This is a genomic window from Microbacterium sp. NC79 (genome assembly GCF_019061125.1).
In the GTDB taxonomy this organism is placed as follows: domain Bacteria; phylum Actinomycetota; class Actinomycetes; order Actinomycetales; family Microbacteriaceae; genus Microbacterium.
Window position 1 is genome coordinate 153,370 of record NZ_JAHQYI010000002.1, and the last position, 20,262, is coordinate 173,631.

Annotated in this window: 21 protein-coding genes; 5 read left to right on the forward strand and 16 right to left on the reverse strand. The window is 62.6% G+C overall.

Annotation, left to right across the window (positions count from 1 at the left end):
* Nucleotides 1-34 precede the first annotated feature (34 nt).
* Nucleotides 35-1,048, forward strand: a complete 1,014-nt coding sequence (locus tag KTJ77_RS10955; RefSeq protein ID WP_217338583.1) for a diacylglycerol kinase family protein — start codon at nt 35-37, stop codon at nt 1,046-1,048.
* Between the two features lie 52 nt (nt 1,049-1,100).
* Here the strand turns inward: KTJ77_RS10955 and KTJ77_RS10960 are convergent, their stop codons facing one another.
* The 3 genes from KTJ77_RS10960 to KTJ77_RS10970 all read right to left on the reverse strand — a co-directional run bounded on the left by KTJ77_RS10960 (nt 1,101) and on the right by KTJ77_RS10970 (nt 3,620).
* A complete protein-coding gene (locus KTJ77_RS10960) occupies nt 1,101-1,826 on the reverse strand; it encodes a hypothetical protein (protein ID WP_217338584.1) in 726 nt (241 codons plus the stop codon).
* 116 nt (nt 1,827-1,942) lie between these two features.
* Nucleotides 1,943-3,391 carry a cardiolipin synthase gene (gene cls / locus KTJ77_RS10965; RefSeq protein WP_217338585.1) on the reverse strand — a complete coding sequence of 483 codons (1,449 nt, stop codon included), beginning with the start codon at nt 3,389-3,391 and terminating at the stop codon, nt 1,943-1,945.
* 52 nt (nt 3,392-3,443) lie between these two features.
* On the reverse strand, nt 3,444-3,620 hold the full coding sequence (locus KTJ77_RS10970; protein ID WP_217338586.1) for a hypothetical protein: 177 nt from the start codon (nt 3,618-3,620) through the stop codon (nt 3,444-3,446).
* Between the two features lie 133 nt (nt 3,621-3,753).
* Between KTJ77_RS10970 and KTJ77_RS10975 the strand changes: the two genes are divergently transcribed.
* On the forward strand, nt 3,754-4,809 hold the full coding sequence (locus tag KTJ77_RS10975; RefSeq protein WP_217338587.1) for a DUF4192 family protein: 1,056 nt from the start codon (nt 3,754-3,756) through the stop codon (nt 4,807-4,809).
* A 286-nt stretch (nt 4,810-5,095) separates the two neighbouring features.
* Nucleotides 5,096-6,544, forward strand: coding sequence for an HNH endonuclease signature motif containing protein (locus KTJ77_RS10980; RefSeq protein WP_217338588.1), 1,449 nt, complete (start codon nt 5,096-5,098; stop codon nt 6,542-6,544).
* 196 nt (nt 6,545-6,740) lie between these two features.
* Here the strand turns inward: KTJ77_RS10980 and lysS are convergent, their stop codons facing one another.
* The 11 genes from lysS to hpt form a co-directional block, all read right to left on the reverse strand.
* Nucleotides 6,741-8,264: a lysine--tRNA ligase gene (gene lysS / locus KTJ77_RS10985; RefSeq protein ID WP_217338589.1), complete on the reverse strand. Its 1,524-nt coding sequence runs from the start codon at nt 8,262-8,264 to the stop codon at nt 6,741-6,743.
* Nucleotides 8,265-8,337: 73 nt separating this feature from the next.
* Nucleotides 8,338-9,084 (reverse strand): DUF2520 domain-containing protein, encoded by a 747-nt coding sequence (locus KTJ77_RS10990; RefSeq protein ID WP_217338590.1) that lies wholly within the window; start codon nt 9,082-9,084, stop codon nt 8,338-8,340.
* Nucleotides 9,081-10,796 carry a PH domain-containing protein gene (locus KTJ77_RS10995; protein WP_217338591.1) on the reverse strand — a complete coding sequence of 572 codons (1,716 nt, stop codon included), beginning with the start codon at nt 10,794-10,796 and terminating at the stop codon, nt 9,081-9,083. Before KTJ77_RS10995 ends, KTJ77_RS10990 begins: the two co-directional genes overlap by 4 nt.
* On the reverse strand, nt 10,793-11,347 hold the full coding sequence (locus KTJ77_RS11000) for a PH domain-containing protein (RefSeq protein ID WP_217338861.1): 555 nt from the start codon (nt 11,345-11,347) through the stop codon (nt 10,793-10,795). The genes KTJ77_RS10995 and KTJ77_RS11000 overlap by 4 nt, the downstream gene beginning before the upstream one ends.
* A 157-nt stretch (nt 11,348-11,504) precedes the next feature.
* Nucleotides 11,505-11,972, reverse strand: a complete 468-nt coding sequence (locus KTJ77_RS11005; RefSeq protein ID WP_217338592.1) for a DUF3180 domain-containing protein — start codon at nt 11,970-11,972, stop codon at nt 11,505-11,507.
* Entirely contained in the window at nt 11,969-12,496 is a 528-nt protein-coding gene (gene folK, locus KTJ77_RS11010; RefSeq protein ID WP_217338593.1) for a 2-amino-4-hydroxy-6-hydroxymethyldihydropteridine diphosphokinase, read from the reverse strand. Before folK ends, KTJ77_RS11005 begins: the two co-directional genes overlap by 4 nt.
* Complete coding sequence (gene folB / locus KTJ77_RS11015) at nt 12,493-12,912, reverse strand: dihydroneopterin aldolase (protein ID WP_217338594.1); 420 nt, start codon at nt 12,910-12,912, stop codon at nt 12,493-12,495. Before folB ends, folK begins: the two co-directional genes overlap by 4 nt.
* Nucleotides 12,905-13,708 carry a dihydropteroate synthase gene (gene folP, locus KTJ77_RS11020; protein WP_217338595.1) on the reverse strand — a complete coding sequence of 268 codons (804 nt, stop codon included), beginning with the start codon at nt 13,706-13,708 and terminating at the stop codon, nt 12,905-12,907. Before folP ends, folB begins: the two co-directional genes overlap by 8 nt.
* Nucleotides 13,705-14,292, reverse strand: coding sequence for a GTP cyclohydrolase I (gene folE / locus KTJ77_RS11025; RefSeq protein WP_217338596.1), 588 nt, complete (start codon nt 14,290-14,292; stop codon nt 13,705-13,707). The genes folP and folE overlap by 4 nt, the downstream gene beginning before the upstream one ends.
* Nucleotide 14,293: 1 nt before the next feature.
* Nucleotides 14,294-16,459, reverse strand: a complete 2,166-nt coding sequence (gene ftsH / locus KTJ77_RS11030; protein ID WP_217338597.1) for an ATP-dependent zinc metalloprotease FtsH — start codon at nt 16,457-16,459, stop codon at nt 14,294-14,296.
* Nucleotides 16,460-16,619: 160 nt separating this feature from the next.
* The gene (gene hpt / locus KTJ77_RS11035) at nt 16,620-17,171 is read right to left on the reverse strand and encodes a hypoxanthine phosphoribosyltransferase (RefSeq protein ID WP_217338598.1); all 552 of its coding nucleotides are present in this window, start codon (nt 17,169-17,171) and stop codon (nt 16,620-16,622) included.
* 171 nt (nt 17,172-17,342) lie between these two features.
* Here hpt and KTJ77_RS13605 point away from each other — a divergent pair, with 171 nt between their 5' ends.
* On the forward strand, nt 17,343-17,942 hold the full coding sequence (locus tag KTJ77_RS13605) for a DUF937 domain-containing protein (RefSeq protein WP_217338599.1): 600 nt from the start codon (nt 17,343-17,345) through the stop codon (nt 17,940-17,942).
* A 246-nt stretch (nt 17,943-18,188) separates the two neighbouring features.
* On the opposite strand, the gene tilS is transcribed toward KTJ77_RS13605, so the two are convergent.
* Nucleotides 18,189-19,166 (reverse strand): tRNA lysidine(34) synthetase TilS, encoded by a 978-nt coding sequence (tilS, locus tag KTJ77_RS11045; protein ID WP_217338600.1) that lies wholly within the window; start codon nt 19,164-19,166, stop codon nt 18,189-18,191.
* 153 nt (nt 19,167-19,319) lie between these two features.
* Between tilS and KTJ77_RS11050 the strand changes: the two genes are divergently transcribed.
* Nucleotides 19,320-19,853 (forward strand): inorganic diphosphatase, encoded by a 534-nt coding sequence (locus KTJ77_RS11050; RefSeq protein ID WP_217338601.1) that lies wholly within the window; start codon nt 19,320-19,322, stop codon nt 19,851-19,853.
* A gap of 61 nt (nt 19,854-19,914) precedes the next feature.
* Here KTJ77_RS11050 and KTJ77_RS11055 read toward each other — a convergent pair whose 3' ends face one another.
* Complete coding sequence (locus KTJ77_RS11055; RefSeq protein WP_217338602.1) at nt 19,915-20,223, reverse strand: M48 family metallopeptidase; 309 nt, start codon at nt 20,221-20,223, stop codon at nt 19,915-19,917.
* Between the last annotated feature and the right edge of the window lie 39 nt (nt 20,224-20,262).

The following is a 20,262-nucleotide window of genomic DNA, read 5'->3' on the forward strand; positions in this document are numbered from 1 at the left end:
TCTATCCGCCTGCCGCTACCCGTATGCTTGCCCCATGTCTGACGCTGTGAGTGCTGGTTCTCAGAGGGCCGCTCTGATCTACAACCCGATCAAGGTTGATTTCTCCGCGCTCTCCGAAGAGCTGCTCCAACAATCTGCTGAAGCGGACTGGGGAACCCCGCTGTTCCTCGAGACGACCGTTGACGATCTCGGTCAAAAGGTGACCGCTGAAGCCTTAGGGATGGGCGCTTCACACATCCTTGTTGCGGGAGGCGATGGAACCGTGCGCGCCGTGATGGAGGCGCTGGCTGATTCCGGCGTTCCCCTCACGATTGTTCCGAGCGGCACCGGAAATCTCCTCGCCCGCAACCTTCATCTGCCTCTCGGCCGACCACAGGAGGCCATTGCCGCGGCTTTCAGCGGAACCCCCACTCCCGTCGATGTGGGCTTTGCCGATGTGGATCGCGCGGGTGGTCATACGGAGCGCCATGGCTTTGTCGTGATGGCCGGTATCGGTCTCGACGCCGCAATGATCCAGAACACCAGCGCGAAGATGAAAAAGCGGGTGGGGTGGATCGCGTACGTCAGTGGTGCCGCGCGCTCACTGAAGGATGCAAAGCCGTTTAGGGCGACGTATCAATTGGCTGGTCATCGCGAACACAGCGGCAAGGTTCACAGCATATTGTTCGCGAACTGCGGTCAGCTCCCGGGCGGCATCGCACTGCTGCCAGACGCGTCGATTACCGACGGTTTACTCGACGTCGCCGTTTTCAAGCCCACCGGAATGTTTGGCTGGCTCTTCGTATGGCGCACGGTTTGGTGGGATCACAGCGTGCTCAGGCGCTTCCGTGCGGGGCGAACCCTCGCCAAACGTCGGGCAGGAAACTCCACGCACGTGCACTTTTTGCAGGGGCGCTGGTTGGAAGCTGTTGCGACGGAACCACAACCGATTGAGCTCGATGGCGACGAGTTTGGCGAGGCGGTGCGGTTGCGCTGTTACGTCGAACCAGGTGCTGTCACTGTCATGATTCCGGCGAATCAGAAGAACGCATCGGAACCGCGTCTGTGAAACACAAATCCGCCACACGCAGCGATGCTGAGCGTGGCGGATCGCTCGTGTTTTAGAAGCCGTTGGCGAGCACGTCCACTGCGGTCTCGGTTCCGGCGTCCACGACCGTGAGGGTCTTGACGCCCGAATCGGCGTGCACAACGGTGACGCGCGAAGCCATGTCCATCGTGCACGGCTTGTTGGCGTCGGGGGTCGCGAACGTCACGACCAGGTTTGAAGCGTCATCGCCAGGCTCGGCCGATTCCACCGTCGGAACACACGTCGATGACCCGTATGTGACAAGTCCGATGGTGTTCGGACCTGCGTAGCCGGCCGAGGGTGCCATTTCGAGCGGGTCGGTAGCGGGGGCCGTCGACGCCGCGAGATCAATCGATGCGGTGATGTCGTTGTAGGTGACGTCGAGCACGAGCGGCTTCGTGGCGTCGACGCCCTCAGGCAGGCCAACGCCCGTGATGCGCGGCTGCAGATCGCGCGTGCACGGCGTGCTGGGCTCCGGGTCGGCGAGGGTCACGGTGACGGTGTCGCCCGAGCCCTCAACGCTCTCGACGATCGGCACGCACGTGCTGCTTCCGGTCGTGACGACGCCAATCATGGTTCCGGATGCCAACCAACCGGCGGTGAAGTCCGCTTCCGGAGTGGTCGTCTCTTCGGGGTTTTCTGTGGGGGCCGTCGTCGCATCGGGCGAGTTCGTCGGCGAGGTTGCTGCCGTCGTCGCGCATCCACTGAGGAGCGCGGCGAGGCCGAGAACAGAAGCTGTGAGGATCAATCGAGTGCGCATGCTCTAAAGGTAGCGACAAAAGCGCTCGCGCGCCCCCTGGTTCCGTATCGGAAAAATCCGCGGAATTATGCGGAACCACGGGGCATTGCCGAGAGGTTTCCTCAGGCTTGAGACGATTACTGGAGAGCGGACGTGAGGCGCGCCAGGTTGTCCAAGACGGTCGAGCGAAGCGGCTGCTTTGCCCATTCTTCCGCCGTGAGTTGACGGCTGAGCCGGCGATACTCACTGGCAACCTCGTCGAGTTCGCGAATGAACTCCTCGCCGCGCACAAGCAGCGAGATTTCGAGGTTCAAACCAAACGAGCGCATGTCCATGTTGCTCGAGCCGATCACCGCAACCTCGTCGTCGATCGTGAGGCCCTTGGTGTGCAGGATGTACGGCTTTTGGTACATCCAAATGGTGATACCTGCCCGAAGGAGCGCTTCGTAGTAGCTTCGCTGTGCGTGGTAGACGAGGGCCTGGTCGCCCTCTTCCGACACGAAGAGTTCAACGGCAACGCCGCGCGCCGTCGCAGAGGTAATGGCATCGAGCACCGCCCCATCTGGCACGAAGTAGGGGCTGATGATGGTGATGCGCTTTTGGGCCGCGTGCAGCAATTCGACGAACATGCGCTTGTTGTTTTCGAATTCGAATCCGGGGCCAGACGGAACCACCTGGCAGTCCAGGTCGCCCGTGGGGCTCGGCACCGCGACCTCGGAACCGTCGTCGGGCACGGTATCGGTCTCGGAGTACCAGTCCGACAGGAAGACAGCGAGCACGCTCGTGACGACGGGGCCTTCGAGCCGAACCATCAGATCAACCCAGTGCAACCCACGCTTGATGTTTTTGGGGAGGTTGTAGGTGGAGTCTGTGACGTTTTGCGAACCGAGGTAGGCAACGAGTCCGTCCACGACCAGGAGCTTGCGGTGATTGCGCAGGTCGGGGCGCTGCGTGTTGCCCTTGAGTGGCTGCACGGGCAGAATGAGGTGCCAGTCAGCGCCCATCGCGTCGAGGCGACGGAGGGTGGCCCTGTAGAAAGGCTTCCAGCGGTTTGCCCAGTGGTCAAGCAAAACGCGTACGGTCACACCACGGGCGCATGCCTCTTCCATCGCTCGGAACAGGTTGTCCGTCGCTACATCCGACTGGAAAATGTAGAACTCGATGTAGACGAATTTCTCGGCACGACGAATCTCATCGGCCATCGCGTCCAGGCTCTCCTGGTAGTCGGAGATGAGGTGCGCGTCGTTGTCACCCACCAACGGAAGCGCCCCGAGAGTCGAGTTCATCCGCACAACAGAGGGAAACCAGGGCGGCGGGTTGGGGCGAAGAGTGCCGCCTTCGATTTGAGATGCCGCTTCGCGGGCGTACTCGTTAATGCGCTCCTGCTTGCGCCTGCGGGCGCGAGGCAGCCGCGGGTTGCCGATGAGGAGGAAGAGGAACACCCCGACAAATGGGATGAAGTAAATCGCCAGCAACCACGCCATCGCGGCCGTTGGACGGCGATTGCGTGGAACCACAATGATGGCTGTAATACGAATGGCTAGGTCAATAACAAAGACCGCAACGAGCCACCACGAGATGTCCATACCCCGCCTTCCACTTACGCCCAAGCGTAGTGGTCGGAAGCGACAAACCCGGCTAGTTTGCTTTTGGCGGGAGTCCGCGCGCCGCGCGCTCCTGCGCTTCGATGTCAGCGTAGGTGGAACGCTCCTTGCGATCCATCCGCACGATCGACCGCAGAATGAAGAAGAAGATCACGCATACCGCAAGGGTCGGCAACAGCGACCAGACGACCTGTGACCAGTAGGGATCCATACCGGAAGTCTACCGTTGATACCTGAGTGTCGAGCCGATCACCGGTTCCTCCCCAACCCGCGGTTTTCGCGACCTTGTCCACCGCCAGCGCACCGCATGGTTCCGCCACCCGCTGATCATTCACGCTGACACCATGACAACAACGTTTCGAGCACATTCTGTTGCCGATCTCCTTTCGGCCATTCCGACGATGGCAGGGTACACACCAGCCGACTCCGTCGTTATCCTGCCGTTCGCCGGCAGCACCTCGGTCGGGCTGTTTCGCTTCGATCTCCCGGTCATCCAGCCTCAGCAATTCGCGGCTTCTGCGCTCGGCATCGTCTGCCGGCTGGAAGAGACGTCGGGCATGATTGTCGTCGTCTATGCCGAAACTTCCGTAGCGCTACCAGACGCGAACCCCTTTGCCCCTTTGGCTAACGCGATTCGGCTCACAGCCGATGCGTGCGGGATTGACCTCGGTGACGTGATCATCGTGGCGCAGAACGGGTGGTTCAGCGAGTCAGATGAGACCGTTCACCCGCACAGCGAGATCGGCGATGCCCCCGATGTTGGGGGCCCGAAGCCGAAGGCTAATCAGTCGAGTGGAACCAGGCTGCCGCGAGTTGATGCCGAGCGTATGCGAGCGATCCGGTCCGAGTTGGCACGTTTGGATCATGCCTCGCGGGATGCCTCACCCCGCGATCTGGTCGAACGATTTGACCGTATGCACGAGGTTTTCGAATCTGCCGTCGAAGGACAACGTGGCAGCGTCGGCGATGACGCGCTCCTGTTGTGGCTACTCAGCCGACCATCGCTTCGTGATGTTGCACTGTCGCAGTGGTGCTACGACGCTGACTCCGCCGACGAGGTGCTTGAGTTTCAACTCGATTGGCTCGACGGTGCTCCCGATGCACCCGAAACGCTCTTCCTGATGGGCGAGGGCCCCGCTCCGGATGCTGCTCGATTGCAGGCCGCCTTGCGGCGCGTGCGCCAACTTGCCGCGTGCGCGTCGGGCCGTGGTCGCGCAGCTCCCCTCGCCTGCGCGGCCTGGATCAGTTGGGCGCTGGGCATGTCGACGCATGCCGCCACCTACGCGCAGAAGGCACTGCGAGCAGACCCGGGTCACGGGTTGTCCCAGATCGTTGCCACCCTGTGCGCGAACGGGCACCTGCCCCTGTGGGCATTCCCCGCCGAGAACCGCCGGAAGTGACGTGTGATGCGGCCGTGTCGTCGCGATCGGGCGCGTGTGGCGGCGGGTCGGTGCGTGGACGGGGACGTGGCGTGGGCGGGGTGGCGGTTCGAGGGCGGGGTGACGGTGCGTGGGCTGCGGGGGTGGGGTGCGTGGGCTGCGGTTCGGGGCGCGCGGGTGAGGCGTGCCGAGCTTATGCGGCCTCTCCGCAACTTGCCAAATTCACTAGAACCTAGCTCCTATACTCAAATGCAACTTTCTTCATAAAACCCTTGCGTCATTCGAAGCTGTATTCTAAAATGGGGGTATGACCAATCCACATCTCACCCCTCTTCTCGAAGCCGTTGCGGCGCTCGAGTCGGCGTGGTGCGATGCGGAATGTGGCACCGATTTAGACCGCACGCAGTTACTGGCGGTGAATGCGGCGATGGGAACATTGCAACGACGCTTTGATGGACTCCGCGCGGAAGTCGCTGCAGGAATCGAGCATGAATCCCGGCCCGAGTTGGGGCCGGATGGTCTCGCGAAGCAGCAGGGTTTTCGAAACTCGGCGACGCTGATCGCGGCAACCACCGGTGGCACGACCGGCGATGCGTCAAAGCTCACAAAACTAGGTAAAGCGACCGCGCCGCGGTCGAACCTGCTCGGTGAGAAGTTGCCGCCGAAGTATCCGGCAGTGCAAGACGCGTTACAGCGGGGCACGATTGCCGCGGCCGCCGGATCGCTCATCGTCGGGATGCTGGACCGTGCCCGCCTGCACGCCAGCATCGAACAGATCGGTGAAGCCGAGACTCTTCTGGTGGAGGGGGCGGCAGGGTTATCGTGTGACGACGTCCGCAAACTCGTCACCCGCGCCGAAGCCTGGCTAAACCCCGACGGTGTCGAACCACGTGAAGATGAGGCCCGCGCCAGCCGGTCACTGACCATGTTTGAGCGTGACGGGTCCCTGTTCGTGAATTTCCGCACCGATGTCGCGTCGGGCGCACCGATCAAGAACGCGATCCAAGCCTGGGTCACCGCGACCTTCCAAGCCCACAACACCAACCCCAACGCCAACGCCGGTCACAGTGACACATGCGAAGGCACCGCCACGGGCTCTGACGTCCCGAATGATGTGGGAACTGCCGCGGCCGGGGACGCTCCCGAGGGATGGGCGATGCCGGGTGACGATCGTCGCACCGTCGCGCAACTGCAAGCCGACGCCCTCACCGCAATCTGCGAGCACATCACCGGATGCGACAACAACGAACTCCCCCTCACCGGCGCGACCGTCATTGTCCGCGTGAGCCTTGATGACCTCACCGCCGGCACTGGTGTCGCGACGATCGACGGCACCGACCAGCCGATCAGCATCAGCACCTGCAGGCAAATGGCCGCGAGTGGTGGTGTTATCCCCGCTGTCCTCGGGTCGGATGGTGAGATTCTCGATTGGGGTCGTGAAAAGCGACTCTTCACGAAGGCGCAACGCCTCGCGCTCGTTGAACGAGACGGCGGATGCGTGATGTGCGGGCTCCCACCGCAAATGACAAAAGCACATCACATGAGATGGTGGCACCGAGACACCGGCCCAACCGACCTCAACAACGGTGTCCTGCTCTGCACCAGTTGCCACCACCGTATTCACGACAATGGCTGGAACATCCGCGTCGACGGCACGAAACGCACCTCGAAAGTGTGGATCATCCCACCCGCCACCGTCGACCCGACACAAACCCCACGCCTCGGCGGCCGCGCCCGATACGACATCGCCGCCTAACGGTGTTGCGCGCCCCTGGCAGCCACCTAGCTTCCCCGCAGCTAACTTCCCCGCACCTGGCTTCCCTCGCCTTAGCTCGCATCGCATCGCGGACGTTCCGGATTACACTGCGGATCCGGACCATCTGCCGTCTCCTCGGCAGAAACGCAGCAGGCGCACCCGCCGAAGCTGAGTGCGCCTGCTGGATAGCCGATGGCTACTTCACAAGCGGGAAGAGGATCGTCTCGCGAATGCCAAGACCCGTGATGGCCATCAGCAAACGGTCAATCCCCATACCCATGCCACCCGACGGCGGCATCGCGTGCTCAAGCGCACGCAAGAACTCTTCATCAACCCGCATGGCCTCATCGTCACCAGCAGCCGCAAGCTTCGCCTGCTCGACGAAACGCTCACGCTGAATCACCGGGTCAATCAGCTCGGAATATCCGGTCGCCAGCTCAAAGCCGCGAACATAGAGGTCCCACTTCTCGACAACACCCGGAATGCTACGGTGCTCACGCACCAACGGGCTGGTGTCGACCGGGAAGTCCATCACGAACGTGGGGCGCTCAAGGTCACCCTTCACGAAGTGCTCCCACAGCTCTTCGACATATTTGCCATGCGTCGCCACCTTCTCGGGGACGTCAACGCCTTCCTTGTCGGCCAACGCCTTCAGGTCGGCGAGCGACGTTTCCGGCGTGATCGTCACGCCAGCAGCCTCCGACAGCGAGTCGTACATCGAAATGCGATCCCACTGACCGCCCAGATCAAACTCGGTACCGTCAGCCCACGTCACCGTCGTCGAACCCGAGACAGCAATAGCCGCATCCTGAATGAGCTCCTGTGTCAGATCAGCAATACCGTTGTAGTCGGAATACGACTGGTAAGCCTCCAACATCGCGAACTCCGGGCTGTGCGTCGAGTCAGCACCCTCATTGCGGAAGTTGCGGTTGATCTCAAAGACGCGATCCAAGCCACCAACGACGGCACGCTTGAGGTACAGCTCCGGCGCGATACGCAAGTACAGCTCAGTGTCGAATGCGTTCGAGTGCGTCACGAACGGACGAGCCGAAGCACCGCCGTGCTGCACCTGAAGCATCGGGGTCTCAACCTCAAGGAAGCCGTGCTTCGCAAACGTGGCACGCAACGATGCGTTGGTCTTCGCACGAGCCACCGCATTCTCACGAGCACGGTCACGAACGATCAGGTCGAGGAAGCGGCTACGAACACGCGTCTCTTCGCTCAGATCCGAGTACATGTTCGGCAGCGGCAGGATCGCCTTCGACGCAATCTGCCACTCATTCACCATGATCGACAGCTCGCCACGACGCGAAGAAATAACCTCACCCGAGACGAACACGTGGTCACCAAGGTCAACGAGTTCCTTGTACGAAGCAAGGGACTCTTCGCCCACGTTTGCCAGCGAAACCATCGCCTGAATACGCGAACCATCGCCCGCCTGCAGCGTCGCGAAGCAGAGCTTTCCGGTGTTGCGGCTGAAAACGACGCGGCCAGCAACGGCAGCCGTGACGCCCGTGGCGGTGTCAGTTTCCAACTCGCCATACTCAGCACGGAGGGCAGCGATGGTCGTGGTGACCGGAACCGTCACAGGATACGCGCCACCAGCGAGGCTGTCCCGCTGCTCGATCAGCTTCGCGCGCTTCGCCAGACGAACGGCCTTCTGCTCGAAGATGTCTTCTTCAGTGGGCTCGGTGGGCTCAGCGGACTGCTGGTCAGACATGCGATCTCCTCAAAAAAGTCAACCCTCAGTCTACCGAGCGGAACCTGTGCACCCGACCGTAGGACGATGCCGCTTAGTCCTCGTCGGATCCCTCATCCCAATCGTCGCCCAGGAAGTCATCGAGGTCAGTGACGGACAGGTCACGAGGAGTCGCTTCGCTCAGCGCCCGATCCACCGTGGAACGAATCAGCGCGGAGAGATAACCACCGGGGTTCTCCACACCGATGCCACGCAACAGGTCGGAAGCCTGATGCACGATCGCGCTGGAAAACGTCGTCGCGGTCTGAATAGCCTCGGCGTATGCGGGGCGATCAGCCTCCTCGACAACGATCGGCTCACACCCCATCTCGACCGCGAGCGCCTGCGCGATCGGTAACACCGGGCCCGGCGCCGTCACGGCAGCCCACGCCGACTGCAACTGCGTCAAATCAATGCGAGACCCGGTAAAGGTAATCGCGGGGTGGACAGCGAGCGGAATCGCACCTTTCTCGGCCGCGGGGCGCAAAACCTCCACGCCATAGCCGGCATCGACGTGCATCACGAGCTGCCCCATTTGCCAGGCACCGACTTGTGCAAGACCAGCCACCAGACCGGGCAGCTCATCGTGGGGCACCGCCAACACAACCAGTTCACTGCGCCGCAACACCTCTTTGGCTTCCAGCAACGGAACGCCCGGAAGCATCGCGCTGACGCGATCGTCTTCCGCCCCCCGTGTGATGCCGGTGAGGGCATGACCCGCTCCCGCAAGCGCTGCCGCGATCACGGGCCCAACGACACCAGCACCGATGACACCAACACCAAGCCGTCCCTCGCGAGTCATACGGTCTCCCCCATCTGCGGATCCGCAGTCGCGACCGACACGGGGCCCACTGGTTCCGCTTCGTGTACGACGCTGGCACCCCAGCGGTGCGTGTGGTCGTCGTTCCCGGCGGCGAGAATGCCTGCCTCGGCCTGCGCCCAGACGCTCAGCAACGCGTCGCGGTCGATAGCCCCGAGGTTGCCGGTAAATGAGCCCATCACGGTATGCACCTGCAGCGTTCCAACGCTCAGGAGGCGATCGATCGGCCCTTGCGTCATCGCAACGCTCTGCACTCGGGCGAGCGGGAAGATCGCAAGCGAACGCCAGATCTGGCCACGGCGAAGCATGATGGCACGCGGATGCATCAAAAATCCGTTGCGTTTGAAAGACAGCGGGCGAATGAACCACGCGCGCTTCGGCGTCACAGTGAAGGGATCGCCAGTGCGAGGCCCCCTGGCGCCGTGTTCAAACGCATAGGACCAGTCACTCGCGGCGACATCCGGCATGAGCAACGAGAGCACCTTCTCAACGTCGGCGCGTTTGCCGACGGGCAGTGCAATCTGAAACTGGTCGACCTGCCCCTGGTTGATGTTCTTACCACTGAGACGAATCAGCCGAACGCGATACCAGCCAAACGGCCGCCACAGCACCGACTGCGTCACGGCAAGCGCATGCACGCGACCAGGAGGCAAGATCTCGGTGACAGTCGTGGTCAACCCAAACACCACGCGAACACCATCGGGCGTCGGCGCAATCGAATACCGCAGAGACTTGAACAGCTGGCTGATATTCACACCGGCGATCGCCAAGAACGCAGGCACCAATGAGAACAAGATCCACGGCTGATCGGTCATGTTGACCATCACGACAATGACCGCAGCCAACGCAATCAGACCGAGCGTACTGGTGCTGACCAGCGTCGACCCAATCAGGCGTCCAGTCGGAATCGACACCACACTCTCGGGCTCGCCCACCGGCGTCTCAGCACCGCTCACGAGTCCCGTGACACCAGCCCCAAACGTGTCAAGAAGGTGCGCACGCTGTGCCGCCGTGACATCGCCACGCTGTTGCGCCCGTGCCACACGAGCACCCGAAGCTAGCCGCAAAATATCGGCACGCACCAGCTCAGCGTTGCGCGTCGTGAGGTACTCCAGCGGCACGTTCGCATCGTTGCCCGCACCCACCACCTCAAGCTTGGCAAGCCCGATCAGTCGCGCGATGAAGGGACGCGTGAGATTCACGCCTTGCACGCGGTCCAGCGGTGCACGGCGGTGCTTGCGGAACAAAATGCCCTGCGTGACCTCAACGTCAGCTTCGCTAATGCGGAACTTGTGGAACCGCCACGACAGATAGAAGCCGCCAATGAACACCAGCAACAGACCAGCAATCACGCCGAGCGCAGCCAGCCACAGGTTGTTGGCGAGCACCCAGTCGATCGGGTCAGCGTTGAACTCGTCCACGTACTGGTCGATATCGTCGGCAGGAAAGAAGATGCCGACCAGGCGCCCCTGCATGTTGCTGAGGATGATACCGAAAAGCACAATCAGCACGATCCCGCCCTGCAACAGCGGGGTCAGCGGATGAAGGCGATGCCATTGCCCATCACTGAGATCGCTCTGCAACGCGGGGCCGGACGGCGACGCGGAACCATCGACTTGCGTGGGTGGGACGTCACCGAGCGGAACAAGTGGCGAGTCCGCCGGCAATCGCGGCGGATAAAGGTTGTCACTCACAGGCCGGTCCGTCGAGTTTCTGCGACGTCGATCAGGGTGTCGCGGAGCACTTCTGCCGCTTCCTGCGTGAGCCCCGGAATCGTGACACCGGTGGTCGCGGCGGCCGTCACCATCTTGAGCTGGGCAAGACCGAAACCACGGTCCATCGGCCCATGCGAAATGTCGACGAGCTGCATGCGACCGTATGGCACGGCAACAATGCGCTGCCACAAGATGCCCTTGCGGAACACCAGATCGTCGTCACGCAGCCGGTAGCCGATCGCGCGCGCTTGGCGCGGCGTAATGATCATCGTGAATAGCAGCACGGCGGAACCTGCCCCCAGCAGAATCCAAATCCACGGGTTATTGGGGATGAAATCAAGCAGCATCGCGACGACCGCCGCCGCCGGGATCAGCAACAACAGGCCGTTTGCCAGCAACTGCTCCCGCACGTACTTTGGCGAGATCTGATGCCACGTACCATCCAGCTCCAGCCGCTTCGCCGAGCGTGCGGTCTTCAGCGTCGTGAAGGTTCCGTCATCCAGCACCGGATGCGGCGCGTCTGACGGCATCGCAGTCGGCTGCGCGGGCGCGACGGGCGGAACCACCGGCTGCGCGGGCGCGACGGGCGGAACCACGGGCCGCGCAGGTGCGTCAGGGCGCGCCGTCTCCGAGTCGGGCTCCTCGGCAGCACCCCCTGGTGCGAGTGGATGCTGAGGGGCATTCGGCTCAGGAGTCGGTTGCATAGGGGTCGTCATCATCATCCTTCGGCAGCACGCAAAAACTTTCGGCGATTAGGGCAGCGACAACGAGAACGACGGCAACGCCAATGGTCACCCCAACAACCGTGACCGAGCCTACCGGGGGCTGCACCGGGCGGGTCAACAAGAACGCCAACAGTCCCAGCCCGAACCCAGCAGAGGCCGCACCCACCAAGCTCGCAGACCGAGCCAATGTCACCGTACGAAACGCGCGAATCGCGTCAACTGAGCCCGGTTTGGTGCCTTTTAGTTGCCGTCTTACGGGCCACGCAAAGTAGAGGCAAGCGACAGCCAGCAGCGCGAGAACGATGGGCAACGACCATGCGGGCGTAAAGGTCGGCTGACGCATCCACGTCAGCACCTGGTCGGTGAGAAATCCAGCGATGAGTCCGGCGCTGGCGGCAATCGTCAGGGCGGCGGTTCCGGTGCGCTTCACGCGTCGCCCCGCAAACCAGCCAGTAGGTCGGCGACACGACCAAAGCCGATGAGTTCGGCGTCGGGGTCGAGGGCCAGCCACGGTGCCAGGACGAAATCACGCTCAGCGGCGCGCGGGTGCGGCAGCAGCAGGTACGGATCGTCGCTCTGCACGTCGCCGTAAGCGATCAGGTCAAGATCCAGTGTGCGATCACCCCAGCGCACAATGCGCTCTCGCCCATGCTCCTTTTCGATGCCGTGCAGGTGCGCAAGCAACATGCTCGGCGCGAGCGTCGTGGTAACAAGCGCGACGGTGTTGAGATAGCCCGGCTTTGTGTCGTCCAGACCATCAAGTGTGAGCGCGACCGATTCAATCGGATCAGCCATCGCTACCTCGGTCGTCAACGGGAGCTTCTCCAGCGCGCGCTTCGCATCTGCGATGATCTGGGCGCTATCTCCCAGATTGGAACCGAGGGCAACGACAGCGCGTACCGGCGCGCGACGAACGCCAGCGGGCGGCGGAGTGATCGGGCCGGGGCGCCTCATGTAGCGTCCGCTTCTGCTGAGGCAACCGAGTCACGTGCGCCAATGGTTCCGGCACTCGATTGCACGCGCTCGACCGTGACCGAGACGTCGGCGAAGCTCTGCTCGATCGGCGCCTGCGGCTTGTGCACCGTGACGCGACACCACTGCACGCGCTGATCACGCAGCGTTTCGGTGGCGAGGCGTTCGGCGAGAGTCTCAATGAGATTCACCGGCTCCCCCGCGACAATCGCGGCGAGGGCGTCGGCCAGTTCGCCGTAGTGCACGGTGTCACGCACATCATCGGAGGCGGCCGGAACCGCGAGATCAAGTCGCAGAGTCACGTCGATGACGAATTCCTGGCCGTTTTCGCGTTCAAAGTCGAACACCCCGTGGCGGCCAAAGACGCGCAGACCCGTGAGGGTGATGAGGTCAGTCATCGATGACTCCTTGCCAGGTGCGGGCGACGGCGAGCGCATCGCGGCTCGCGGCGACGTTGTGCACGCGAACGGCCCAAGCTCCGGCCTGAGCAGCCAATACCGACGTCACGGCCGTAGCCAGGTCGCGCTGCTCTTCGGTTGTGCTGTCACCGAGCGCCGTCGTGAGGAAGCGTTTGCGAGAGGTGCCGATGAGCACGCGGTGCCCGAGGCCAGTCACGTGGTTCAGTTCTCGCAGGAGAGCCCAGTTATGCTCGGCGGTCTTCGCGAACCCGACGCCCGGGTCAACAACGATGCGCTCTGGTGCGATCCCTGCGGCAATCGCGCCGGCAAGGCGATCGGCAACTTCCGCCGCGACCTCCGCACCCACGTTCGTGTAGTGCGCCTGCGCATACATGTCGCTCGATGGGCCGCGCCAATGGCCGAGCACGTAGTCGGCACCGCTGTCGGCGACGGCCGCATACATGTCGGGGTCAGCCAGGCCGCCTGCCACATCGTTGACGTACCGAGCGCCAGCGCGCACGGCGGCCGCGGCCGTTGAAGCGTTCATCGTGTCGATGCTGATCGTCGCACCCTCGGCCGCAAGAGCCTCAATAACCGGAATCACACGGTGCTGTTCCACCTCGACAGGCACGCGCTCGGAACCAGGGCGCGTGGATTCGCCACCAATGTCGAGAACGTGAGCGCCTGCGGCCAGCAGTTCGCGGCCGTGTGTGATCGCCGCTTCAACCGACGCATAACGCCCACCGTCAGAGAAAGAATCGGGTGTGACGTTGACGATGCCCCAGAGCTGGGTCATGCGCCACGGCCAATCAGCGCGATAAGTTCGGCGCGGGCGGCAGGCTCAGCAAGCTCGCCGCGTGCGGCAATCGTCACGGTACTTGCGTCGACCTGCTTGCCGCCGCGCGCGGTGACGCACTGGTGCTGCGCGTCGAGAATGACAAGAGCGCCGCGAGCGTTGAGCGTCGTCGCGATCGTCTCAGCAATCTGCTCGCCCAGCCGCTCCTGCACTTGCGGACGAGCAGCGAGAATCTCAACCACCTTTGGCAGCGCGCCCAGGCCCACAACATCATCGCCCGGCAGATACGCGATGTGCGCACGCCCCAGGAACGGCAACAAGTGATGCTCACACATCGACCGGAAGTGCACGTCCCGCAAAATCACGGCACCCGAAGGCACGGTCTCCGGTGCCGGTCCGTGCGACACGCTAATCGTGTGTGACAGCGGCTCGGTTTCGTCCATCCCGACGCCACCGAAAAACTCCTGCCACGTCGTCGCGACCCGCTCCGGGGTTCCGCTCAGCCCCGGACGCTCCGGGTCTTCGCCGATCGCCAGAATCAGCTCGCGAACGAGCTCCGCAACGCGAGCGCGATCAACGGCCATGTCACTTCTTCGGTTCGTCAGGAAGCTCAGGAAGATCAGGGCGCGGCGGAACCACGGCGGCATCGGGCAGCGTCGGCACCGGGGGCGCCTCGACAACCGTCGGCTCCTCGGAAGCCTCCGCAGGTTCCGCAACCGTCTCCGCAGCCGCTTCTGCCTCGTCGATTGCCTCAGCAACCTCAGCAACGGCCTCCGGCTTTTCGCCATCTTCGTCAACGGGTGCGGGCTCAGCGTCAGCCATTTCGGCTACCGACTCCACCGGAACCACCTTCGTGGGCACCTCAATCGGAGGCAACGTCGACACCGGGCGGTCATCGCTGGAGAGCCACTGTTCACGAACAGGCAGCTTGCGCACGTTCTTGAAGATCTCTTCAAGCTGCAGGTGATCGAGCGTCTCCTTGTCGAGCAGCTCGGCTGCCAACAGGTCGAGGATGTCACGGTTGTCGTTGAGTACGGCGTACGCCTCATCGTGCGCACGCTCAATCAGTGCGCGCACCTCGGCGTCGACGCGCTCAGCAACGCGCTCGGAGTACTCACGGCCGTGACCCATGTCGCGACCCATGAAGACCTCGCCACTGGCAGAGCCCAGCTTGACCGGGCCAACCTCGGTGGTCATGCCGTATTCGGTGACCATCTTGCGGGCGATGTTTGTCGCCTTTTCGATGTCGTTCGATGCGCCGGTCGTCGGGTCATGGAACACGATCTCTTCGGCCACACGGCCACCCATCGCGTAGGCGAGCTGGTCTTGCAGCTCGTTGCGCGTGACGGAGTACTTGTCATCTAACGGCAACACCATCGTGTAGCCGAGAGCCTTACCGCGCGGCAGGATCGTCACCTTCGTGACCGGATCGGTGAAGTTCATCGCGGCAGCGGCCAGCGCGTGACCACCCTCGTGGTACGCCGTGATGAGCTTTTCGCGGTCCTTCATGACACGGCTACGGCGCTGCGGGCCGGCAATGCCACGGTCAATGGCCTCGTCAAGGGCACGGTTATCGATGAGCTGCGCGTTCGAGCGCGCCGTCAGCAATGCTGCCTCGTTGAGTACGTTGGCCAGGTCGGCGCCGGTGAAGCCGGGCGTCTTGCGTGCGACGACTTCGAGGTCGACGCTGTCGGCCAGCGGCTTGCCGCGGCCGTGCACCTCAAGAATGCGCAGGCGGCCCTTCAGGTCAGGGGCATCCACGCCAATCTGGCGGTCAAAACGGCCGGGGCGCAGCAGCGCCGGGTCGAGAATGTCGGGGCGGTTGGTTGCTGCGATGACGATGACGTTCTGCTTCGGGTCGAAGCCATCCATCTCCACGAGCATCTGGTTCAGCGTCTGCTCACGCTCATCGTGGCCGCCGCCCATGCCGGCACCGCGGTGGCGACCGACGGCGTCGATCTCATCGATGAAGATGATCGCTGGCGAGTTTTCCTTCGCCTGCGTGAACAGGTCACGCACGCGGCTGGCACCGACACCGACGAACATTTCGACAAAGTCGGAACCAGAGATCGAGTAGAACGGAACGCCCGCTTCTCCGGCAACAGCACGTGCAAGCAGCGTCTTACCTGTTCCAGGAGGGCCGTACAGCAGCACGCCCTTCGGGATCTTGGCGCCAACGGCCTGGAACTTGGCCGGGTCTTGCAGGAAGTCCTTAATTTCGTCGAGCTCTTCGATGGCCTCATCGGCACCCGCGACGTCATCAAACGTGACGGTCGGCGACTCCTTCGACACGAGCTTCGCGCGCGACTTGCCAAACTGCATGATCTTGCCGCCGCCGCCCTGCGCAGACGACATCAGGAACCAGAACAGCAGACCAAGCAGCAGGATCGGAATCATCAGCGAGAGCAGACCGTCAAGAAAGCTCGGCCGCGGCACGACGTCGTTGAAGCCGTCCTTCGGGTCAGACTCGTTGATCGCCGCGATCACTTCGTCAGCACGCGCCGAGTTGTAGTAGAACTGGACGTCTTTCGCGCCCTCGTACTCCTTCGACAGCTTCATGTCGACGCGCTGATCACCGTCGGTGGTCACGACCTCGACGACGCTGTCGCCCTTCAGCAGCTGCAGACCCTCCTGCGTGGAGATCTGCTTGGCAGCGGCAAGCGACGAGAACAGACTGAACCCAACGATCAGCATGAGGCCGATCAGCAGGATGATCGTCACCGGACTCTTGATGAGCTTTTTCACGTTCATGGTGCGGGGCGACGCCCCAGGGCCCTTCTCTCGCGTGCGCGCCAAAAGCGCTGTTGTCCAGGCTATCGCTCAGCCCCTATGGCGCGCCTGATGATTCGCCCAAGGCGTACGCAACAGCTATGGTTCCGTCCTCTGATGGCGGCGGAACCTGCTGTTCGGTTTAGCTGTAGACGTGCGGTGCGAGCACGGCAACGTCGCGCAGGTTGCGGTAGCGCTCGTCGTAGTCGAGGCCGTAGCCGACAACGAAGTCATTGGGAATGTCGAAGCCAACATAACGGCTGTTGATTTCAACCTTCATGGCGTCAGGCTTGCGCAGTAGCGCGAGAACCTCGATCGAGGCGGCACCGCGTGACTCGAAGTTTTCCAGCAACCACGCGAGCGTCAGGCCGGAGTCGATGATGTCTTCGACGATGAGAACATGCTTGTCAGCAAGGTCGATGTCGAGGTCCTTGCGGATCTGCACGACACCGCTCGACTTGGTGCTTGCACCGTACGAGGAGACGGCCATCCAGTCCATCGTGACGTGCTTCGGAAGCGCACGCATGAAGTCGGCCATGACCATGACCGCGCCCTTGAGCACGCCCACGAGCACGAGCTCTTTTCCTTCATAATCCTTCGCGACCTGCTGGCCCAATTCAGCCAGGCGAGCATAAATCTGCTCTTCAGTCACAAGAACGGTGGTCAGGTCCTCTGCAATATCTGCCGCACGCATGAACCAATTCTAGGCATCTCCCAGCGCATGTGCGGATGCCGTGCTCGTGTGCGCAGGCTGACACGAATCTGGGCGAGCCCTTGTGCGTCGCGCCATCGTGCGCCACAGTGGCGATAAGTTGTCGATGAATCTCTTGCGCCGAACGCGCAAATTTTAACGAAGGGGAACCCCATGACGGGTCTGAGCGACATTCTCAAGAGGCTTCCGATTGATGACATTGCCAAGCAGTTCGGCGTCGACCCGGCAGTGGCTTCGCAGGCTGTAGAAGAAGGATCAGCGACGATCCTGAGCGGACTGGCGAAGAACGCTCAGACCAGCGAAGGTGCCTCTGCCATCGAAAAGGCACTTGGCAAGCACAGCGGCCAGAGCGAGACGGTGGACGTCACCTCAGTCGACGCTGTTGACGGCGGCAAGATCCTCACCCACATCTTTGGTGACAAGAAAGAGACCGTCGAGAAGGAGCTCACCAAGAGCGACAAGACGGCCGGTATCGACTTCGGTAAGTTGTTGCCGATGCTCGCCCCGATCATCATGGGCATGCTCTCAAAGAACAAGAGCCAGCCGTCTGGCGACTCCGCAGGCGGCGGGATCATGGACGTTATCGGCGGCCTGCTCGGCGGCGGTGGCGGCAATGCAAGCACCGGCGGCATCGGCGACCTGCTGAGCGGCGTTCTCGGTGGCGGCGACGCTGATGGCGACGGCAAGAAGGACGGCGGCCCACTCGGCGGCATCACCGACCTGCTCGGCGGCCTTTTCGGCGGCAAGAAGTAAGACTTCTCCGTTCGGGCCCTGTGGCACGAACTCCGGGTGGCGCATCCTTCTGGGTGCGCCACCTTTTTCGTACCCGCCCCCGTGGTTCCGGCTCCGGGGTTCCGGCTCCCGTCGCTCCTTGCCCTGCGCTATGTCGCAAGGAATACGTTGCGTCGCGGAGATTCGGCCGAACCCTCAGGAATTTGGCCCATCGTTGTTGCATAACGTTGCGAAACTCGCGAGCCGACGAGAAAACGGCCAAGGAATCTAGGCGCGGGCGGCGATCACGATTTTGCCCGCTTCGCGGCGCGCTGCACAGCCGGGCAGGTCGATCGGGCCCTGGCCGCACCAGTCGGTCGCAAGGCGCGCGACTTCACGGGTCTGAGTGCGAGTCAGGCTGACGTGAAACTCGCTCGCGACGACGTACCGAATGATCCGGTTGCGCAACGCTGCCGGGTTTGCCGCCAGAGCGGAGACCGAGATCGCGATACCTGCTTCTGCGGGCTCCACAATGTCTTCGATGGTCTCGTCGATCATCTCTTGGAAAGCCTCGTGATCTTCACGAAGTTGCTCCGCCGTGCGGGCGAGCGCCTCGGCAATCCCCGGGCCGAGCTCCGCTTCGAGTACAGGCAACACAGCCGTACGCACCCGCACCCGGGCGTATGCCTGATCGGTATTGTGCGGATCGCTCCACGCCTCGAGCCCCTCGGCGGCACACGCAGCCCGGGTTGTTTCTCGTGAAACATCAAGCAGCGGACGCACTCGAAGTCCCGAAATTGGGGCCATCCCCATGAGGCTGCCTGCACCGGAACCACGAGCAAGTCCCAAAAGTACGGTTTCTGCTTGGTCGTCACGGGTGTGTCCGAGCAGGATCGCGGTCGCCGCGAGCTCCCCAGCTACGCGCTCCAACTCTCCATAGCGGGCCTCTCGCGCAGCCGCTTCTGGCCCATCCGGATGGTTCCGTTCGACCGTCGCTGAGACGACTCGCGCGTCAAGGCCAAGCGCCCGCGCCTGGTGCGCCGCCTGCTCAGCAACGCGAGCCGATCCTTCTTGTAATCCGTGGTCGACGGTAACGGTGGTGACGGTGACGTCTGCCTTCGATGCTTCGTGCGCAGTCGCCGCAGCCAGAGCAAGCGAATCCGCGCCACCAGACAGCGCCACGATCACCCGCTCCCCCGCACGATCAGCAAGAACCGCGCGCACGGCGCGACGAACTTCAGCGACAGCAGGACTCAACGAAGGCACCCCTCAACGGTACCTGCCGCGCCGATCACCAGCCCCCGGTTCCAATCACTATCTGCCCTTTATCTGCCCTATCCGGACTTTCGGGTGTGCGACGTTCACAGCCGAGGCCAGTAGTCTGGTGTCATCCCTTCCACTTCTTTGAGGAGAAAACGCATGGGCGCGTACGACGCCGTTATTGAGATTCCGCGCGGTAGCCGCGTGAAGTACGAGGTTGACCACGGTACTGGTCGCGTGTTCCTGGACCGCGTTCTGTACACGGTTTTTGGTTACCCCACCGACTACGGATTCTTTGAGAACACCCTCGGCGAAGACGGCGACCCGCTCGACGTGATGCTGCTGCTTGACCAGCAGCTGTTCCCGGGTGTCATGGCTTCGGTCCGTCCCGTTGGCGTGCTCAAGATGAGCGACGAAGCTGGCGGCGACGACAAGGTTGTTGCCGTTCTGGCCGGCGACCCGCGTTGGGACCACATCCAGGATGTCAACGACATTCCGGAGTACACGCGCAAGGAAATCTCGCACTTCTTCGAGCACTACAAAGACCTCGAGCCCAACAAGTGGGTCAAGGTTGACGACTGGGCAGATGCTGCCGAGGCCGAGCGCCTGGTGAAGGAAGCTTACGAACGCTTCGACGAGCACGAGGGTCAGACCAAGACCCAGGGCTCGGGCGAGGCTCCCTCGACTCTCTAAGAGTTTCTGTCAGAACGGCCGTCCTTCGGGGCGGCCGTTCTGCGTTTCAGCAGTGCGTGCTTTAGGCCTCGGCGAGGGCGGCAAGAAGTTGAGCTGCGCGCTCGCGATCCCAGTCGAGAACCTCTTCGTTGGGGTACGCTTCCATGTTCTCAACGGCTGCTTCGAGCACGGCCTGAGCCGCATCCGGGTCAGTAAACGTCAGCAGTTCACCGTATGAGACAGACGCCTGGCAACCGATCATCGACTTCGGGTCGATCTCGACAATCTCGCGGAACAGCACCTCTGCTTTGTCGTACGCCTTGCGCTCGACAAGCATGTGAGCTCGTTGAAACTTGACCTTTTGCTGGGGTGTTCCGATGTTGGCAGTCACAGCCCTAGTGTCGCAGGTTCCATGCGGATTGCGCACATC

Coding starts and splice junctions, on each gene's coding strand:
- folK (WP_217338593.1), bottom strand. CDS start 12,496: ATGAGGCGCCCCGGCCCGATCACTCCGCCGCCCGCTGGCGTTCGTCGC.
- KTJ77_RS10980 (WP_217338588.1), top strand. CDS start 5,096: ATGACCAATCCACATCTCACCCCTCTTCTCGAAGCCGTTGCGGCGCTC.
- KTJ77_RS10970 (WP_217338586.1), bottom strand. CDS start 3,620: ATGGATCCCTACTGGTCACAGGTCGTCTGGTCGCTGTTGCCGACCCTT.
- hpt (WP_217338598.1), bottom strand. CDS start 17,171: ATGCGTGCGGCAGATATTGCAGAGGACCTGACCACCGTTCTTGTGACT.
- KTJ77_RS13605 (WP_217338599.1), top strand. CDS start 17,343: ATGACGGGTCTGAGCGACATTCTCAAGAGGCTTCCGATTGATGACATT.
- folE (WP_217338596.1), bottom strand. CDS start 14,292: ATGGCCGTTGATCGCGCTCGCGTTGCGGAGCTCGTTCGCGAGCTGATT.
- lysS (WP_217338589.1), bottom strand. CDS start 8,264: ATGTCTGACCAGCAGTCCGCTGAGCCCACCGAGCCCACTGAAGAAGAC.
- KTJ77_RS10990 (WP_217338590.1), bottom strand. CDS start 9,084: ATGACTCGCGAGGGACGGCTTGGTGTTGGTGTCATCGGTGCTGGTGTC.
- folB (WP_217338594.1), bottom strand. CDS start 12,912: ATGACTGACCTCATCACCCTCACGGGTCTGCGCGTCTTTGGCCGCCAC.
- KTJ77_RS11000 (WP_217338861.1), bottom strand. CDS start 11,347: ATGCCGTCAGACGCGCCGCATCCGGTGCTGGATGACGGAACCTTCACG.
- folP (WP_217338595.1), bottom strand. CDS start 13,708: ATGACCCAGCTCTGGGGCATCGTCAACGTCACACCCGATTCTTTCTCT.
- ftsH (WP_217338597.1), bottom strand. CDS start 16,459: ATGAACGTGAAAAAGCTCATCAAGAGTCCGGTGACGATCATCCTGCTG.
- KTJ77_RS10960 (WP_217338584.1), bottom strand. CDS start 1,826: ATGCGCACTCGATTGATCCTCACAGCTTCTGTTCTCGGCCTCGCCGCG.
- KTJ77_RS11050 (WP_217338601.1), top strand. CDS start 19,320: ATGGGCGCGTACGACGCCGTTATTGAGATTCCGCGCGGTAGCCGCGTG.
- KTJ77_RS10975 (WP_217338587.1), top strand. CDS start 3,754: ATGACAACAACGTTTCGAGCACATTCTGTTGCCGATCTCCTTTCGGCC.
- KTJ77_RS10955 (WP_217338583.1), top strand. CDS start 35: ATGTCTGACGCTGTGAGTGCTGGTTCTCAGAGGGCCGCTCTGATCTAC.
- cls (WP_217338585.1), bottom strand. CDS start 3,391: ATGGACATCTCGTGGTGGCTCGTTGCGGTCTTTGTTATTGACCTAGCC.